General features: G+C 37.6%; 2 protein-coding genes. Both read left to right on the top strand.

The genetic code is table 11. The annotated features are described in order from the left end of the window. Positions 1-1,168: M29 family metallopeptidase (locus tag ACKPQ4_RS05635; protein ID WP_407680224.1), on the top strand; the 1,168-nt coding region annotated here is incomplete at its 5' end. 108 nt (positions 1,169-1,276) lie between these two features. Continuing rightward, positions 1,277-5,656 (top strand): Ig-like domain-containing protein (locus ACKPQ4_RS05640; RefSeq protein WP_407680225.1); only part of this gene is annotated, 4,380 nt, incomplete at its 3' end.

Here is a 5,656-nt window from a genome sequence, read left to right on the forward strand (position 1 = left end):
TGATCCTTTTTCACTCGAGCGTCTTTTACAAACTTGCTTTGATCTACCCTCCGATTCAATCAAGTGTTGTGTTTTAATCGATTTGGACGACCCAACCCTAGTCATTGGTAAAAAGTTTCTTGAATCGGAAGGTTTAGAGGTACAAAAAAGAGCAGTCACTCATTTCTATGAACCTCTGGGCGGGGATCTAGGAAAAAAATTAAATATTTCTTCTTGCGATTTGTTTTCTTTCAAAACTACTGGTGGTAGTAATTTAGATCCCGAAAATGAACTTTTTGATATCTCAGGTAATAAGCTTACATTCACAGATGATATTTGCCCCAAATATGATCTAATTTTAGCTATAACCGATTATTCTTTGACAGCCCCACTAACAGCAATGGCTAAGAAATTTAATTTCCGCGGGGCAACCCTTCACGGAGTTAATGATATTATCTTGAATTCTGGCCTTAGCATTGACTACCTCAAGGTGAGTAGACAAGCAGAACTATTTAGAGGTGTTTTAGACCGTGCTGATTTTTTCGATCTTTCCTTCGATTGTTTGGGGGAAAATTACGAATTGAGAATCGATTGCAGCCAACAAGTTGCCCAAAAAAGCCATGGTATTTGCCCTACAGGTACTCCAGATGTTGCTAATCTTCCAGCCGGTGAAGTTTATTTTGTTCCATCAGGTGCTTCAGGGTCATTTCCTTTTCGTTTTTCAGATGGCACTCTAGCCGAAATGATTGTTAATGATGGTGCTATCACTTCTGCTAGATTGATTCGTGGAGATACTAACCTTGTTGCCCAAAGAAATACCCAGCTTAACGAGGATCCCGCCACGGGAATTATTGGTGAGCTCGGATTTGGCACTCAATTGCTTCCTTTTTCTGGTTGTGATATTCAAGACGAAAAAATTCTTGGAACTTGCCATGTTGCAACAGGCCGAAGTGATCATCTTGGAGGAAACTTGACTCCCGAACTTTTTAATTCGAGACAAAATGCCTCTCATGATGATATTCTTTATGCACCACCCAAGACTCCGGAAATTTTGGTAACTTCTGTTCAAATTCATAAAAATGGTCAAACCCACAAAATCTTACAAGATTTTGTACCCACTCCTTATTTATTAAATCTCCTTTCTTCGGAGTATCCAGTAGAATTGATTGCAGATGTTGTTCCTGCATAATTTGTTCTTATATTACCCGCATACTTTACCCTTTTAATACTTTGCAAAAAAAGCAAAGTTAGTTGAGTTTATATTATTGGCACAATGATGTGTCTTTAATGTAACTGTATGTCTCTTATTTCTTCAATTAAAGTGTATTTGCATGTGGCTGTTCCTTTTCGCTTATTTCCTTTGTGGTTGAATAAAAAATCTTACTTTTTGTACCTAGTTTTAGGCCAAAGTTTTCTCTTTGCTCAAATCCAGCAGAGTTATTCATTTAGCTGGGATACCAATCAAAGTTCTTTTTCTAATAACGGGGAAATATTCCCCACCTTGAATTTATTTGAAAATTGTTTCTATCTTTTTGAAGCAAGTGGTGCTGAGTTTACCATCACTGAAGCAAATGGGTCGATCTTTGTTGGGGATGAATTATTTGGAAATAAAATAAGTGGAGAAAATCAGTACATCTTACTTAAAGCATCAGCAAGCACTCCAAGTACCCTCCTTTACAAAAATTTAGAATCCCCAAATGTTTATGGAGAAATTAATATTATTCCTTATCTCGATTTCGATCTTTTAAAAATGCAAAACCCTCAACAATTTGCTAAGTTTGGTAGCAGTGTAGAAATTGGTTTTGAGGGGAAAATATTAGTAGGTGCTCCTGGTTTCAATAACAACGAAGGTTTAATTGAACAATTCAGTTTCAATGACGACGTTAAATATTATCATGAATTATCGATTTCCTCTCCTTTAAGCGGAAATGTTGGTTTTGGTTCTTCAATTTCCACTGATTTGAATTCCTCACTTTTTCTAGCAGGAGTTCCTAACGCAGATTCCTTTTTGGGAAAGCTACTTAGTTATGGTAATCCCCAGCAGTCCCCAATTGAAATTGCACAAGGATCAACTTCAGGAGATTTACTTGGCTGGTCGTCTTCAATTTCTGGCTCAAAATTAGCATTTAGTTCCTTGTCCATGACCAATCCTAGCGGGGGATCAGTATCTATTTATGAATTCAGTCCTTCACAAACAATACCTTTATTCGAAAACCTCAAACCAGTGGTATCACAATTTGCGAATGAGTTTGGCCAATCTCTTCATTTTGATGACGACCTACTCCTTGTTGGTGCTCCTGGGGAGAATGACCTAATCAGGGAAGAATCTGGTTCCGCATATATTTTCAAAATTGAGGGAAACTCAACTAGCCAAATTAAAATCCTACCAAGTGATCGTAACAGTGGAGATCGTTTTGGGCATTCTGTTTACTTGAATAAGGATCTTATTTTTATAGGTGCTCCTTTTGGTGATGGTTTAATTTCAGATTCAGGAGTTTTGTTTGTCTTTCAATACGATGCTGAATCCTTGGAGGTTCTAGAGCTTAGTAAAATATTACCTCCGATGGTTGAATCGAATCAGAAGTTTGCCGAATCTTTCGTCTCATCTGGGGATTTTATTTTTATTGCTGCTCCAAATGCAGGTGTTCGCGGAGAAGTATATATTTATTGTAAGTCCGAAAGTTCATTAAATTGGGAGTTACAAGAAACAATCAAGTTGGATGAGTATATTTCAAACCCTAACAACGCAGGAGAAATTTACTTATCAGTCCAGGATGGTGTTCTTGCCATTGGTCTTCCCGGCGAGTCTTCCATTCAGCAAAGTTCTGGAGCTGTTAAGGTTTTTCATAATCCCGCTTGGGATTTTTCCTCCCTTCCCATTCTTCCGCCCTTTTTCGAGAACAATTCTTTTTTTTCTCATAGCACTTTTGAGGACATCGGGGTAATCGAGATTGATTTTAATGCTTCCCATCCATTTCTTGAGGAAAGCCTAATTGCTTGGGAAATCAACTCCACTGATGTGCCTGAAAACACTTTTGATATAAATACGTCTTCGGGAGTATTTAAATTTATGCCTCCAGGTGACCTCTCTGGTTCGATTTCTTTTAACCTACAGGCAATTAGTCAAGGGCAACGAATCTTACATGATTTTTCAGTCATACTTGATCCGATTCAAGACCCACCAGTTTTCTCAGATTCAGGCTTATCTCTGCCGGATGCAACCGTTGGAGAGTCTTATTCTCATCGAATCGAAGTTTTTGATCCGGACGCAGATACCTTACAGTTAACCTTAGTAAATGGTTCTTTACCCAGTGGACTCACCCTAGAAAATTTCTTGATTGAAGGGATACCACTGCAAGAAGGAAACTTTAGCCTTGGCTTTAGTCTTTCTGATGGAAATACAGTTATTAATAATGCTTTTACCATAGAAGTTCACGAAAGTAATGCAGCCCCCTTGATTTCCTACAATGGAAACGGATTGTCTAGTCCATCTACTTTATCGCTCAACTTATTGGAAAATTTTTCATTAGAAGACTGGAATACTTTAATATCTAATCTACAAGTTTCTGATGCAGATAATGATGTAGTTAGAATGCAGGTTTTACAGAGTCCCAGTAGTGGATTCTTATCAATTCATGATACTTTCGAAAATAATGGAAACTCTATAAAATACTTTCCCAATTTTAACTTTTGGGGTGATGATTCATTCACAGTTCGTTTTTCAGACAATCATGTAGGAACCCCAAAAACGCATGACCTTACAATCAACCTATCTATTGAATCCCTCAATTCCTCTCCTATTATAACCTCAGATGATCCATTAGGTACTGCTTTGGAGGGAGTAACATACAGGCACACCTTTAACATTTACGATGGAGACGGTGACCTAAGCCATTTAACTTTTCAAAATCTGCCAGGTTGGCTTAATTTTGATAATGTTCGAACTATTTTTGGTAAACCCTCTCGAAGTGATTATCAAGAATCCAGTCAGAGTTTCTTTGTTACCGTATCTGACAAAAATGGGGGTAAGTTTAGTCAATCAATTACAATTGATGTAATCCCTGAGAATTACCCTCCTGTCATTAGTTATCTAGATGTTTCCCAAAACTATATTAACTTTAATGGGATTGAAGATGTGGGTCCGATAGTTTTTGAGTTAACTGCAGATGACCCAGATAGCAATTCTTCTAGTTTATCGTGGGAAATTTCTAAATTACCTAGTTTTGGGAATATTAATGAGATTACTCAAAATTCTACTAATGCCCAGTTCTCCTACCAACCAGATGGAAACTTTAGCGGAAAAGATACCTTGGAAGTTTTGGTTTATGAAGAATCTGATACGCTATCTTTTGATACAATAACGATAGACTTTCTAGTTGATAATCGGGCTGACCCTCCCAGTTTTGGAAGCCAACCTTTTCCCGGCTTACTTATTAATGAACCATGGGAATTTATTGTTGAGGGAATAGATCCAGATAAATCAGATATACTGACATTGAAGTCGTTAACCAATTTACCTGACTGGTTGTCCTTAGTCCAATCGACTCAGCGGACTTGGACATTTAAAGGCTTTCCCCAATCAATGGATGATGTACCGATACATCTTGAATTATCCGATGGAAATACCACAGTAAACCAAGAATATATCCTGGAGGTATTAAGTGAACTTCAACCATTGGAGTTCTTGGATTTAGTACCAACTAGCGTTGAATTAACAGAAGATTCAAATTGGAGCTTATCCCTGTTAAGAGTTAACTCGATAGATGAAGTGCAGGTTCGATGGAATGTTGTGCAATCTCCCAAAAATGGAAGATTCATTTTTTCGAAGGGTATTAATGGCACTATTTCTGACTTAACTTATATTCCTGCTAAGCATTTCTTTGGATCAGATAAAATTATCTTGGAAGCAACTGATGGTTACACTGCTGTGGAAGCGATTATCGAATTTGCAGTCGAGAGCGTTGCGGATACGCCTCTATTTTTAGAAATTCCTCAAGGGACAATTTCAGTAGAAAATGAAAAGTTTGATTTTCTTCTTTCATATGAAGATGGAGATGGAATTAATACTACTGAATTAATCATATCCGGTATGCCACCTTGGTTGAGCAAGGAAATGCTATCCGAGTCACAATTTTCTAGAACCTTTCGCTTTTTCGGCCAACCCAGTGTCGACCAAATTGGTTCATATGAAATGGGTGCTAATATAAAAAGTCTTATTGATAACCTTAACACCTCAACAAGTTTCACATTGGAGGTAAACTATCTGAATCAACCTCCAGTACCTAATTTTACTACTATTTCAGCTGAGGTGGTGGAAGATAGTTCTAAGCATTGGGATAACTTCCTATCTGCCACTGATAATGAATCTTTAGCAAGCGAACTAATTTGGTCCATTGTTAGTGCCCCTGAGAATGGTCATGCTCAGATTAACGAAAATGGGTTTCAATTAAGTTATTCTCCCGACTCTAACTATTCTGGTTTGGATTATTTTTCGATAGGAGTCATTGACAACGGGGGAGCACAAAATTCACTTCCACAAATGGTGACGATCCCAGTTTCAATTAATGTAACGCAACTTGATGATACTCCATTCTTTGCATCTTCTCCGCCTACAGATTCCAATCTTACTGATGTCATAAGCTGGAATGATGAAAAAGACTATGTATACAATATACAT

It is taken from the genome of Candidatus Chordibacter forsetii, assembly GCF_964187505.1.
Classification (GTDB): domain Bacteria; phylum Verrucomicrobiota; class Verrucomicrobiia; order Opitutales; family Seribacteraceae; genus Chordibacter; species Chordibacter forsetii.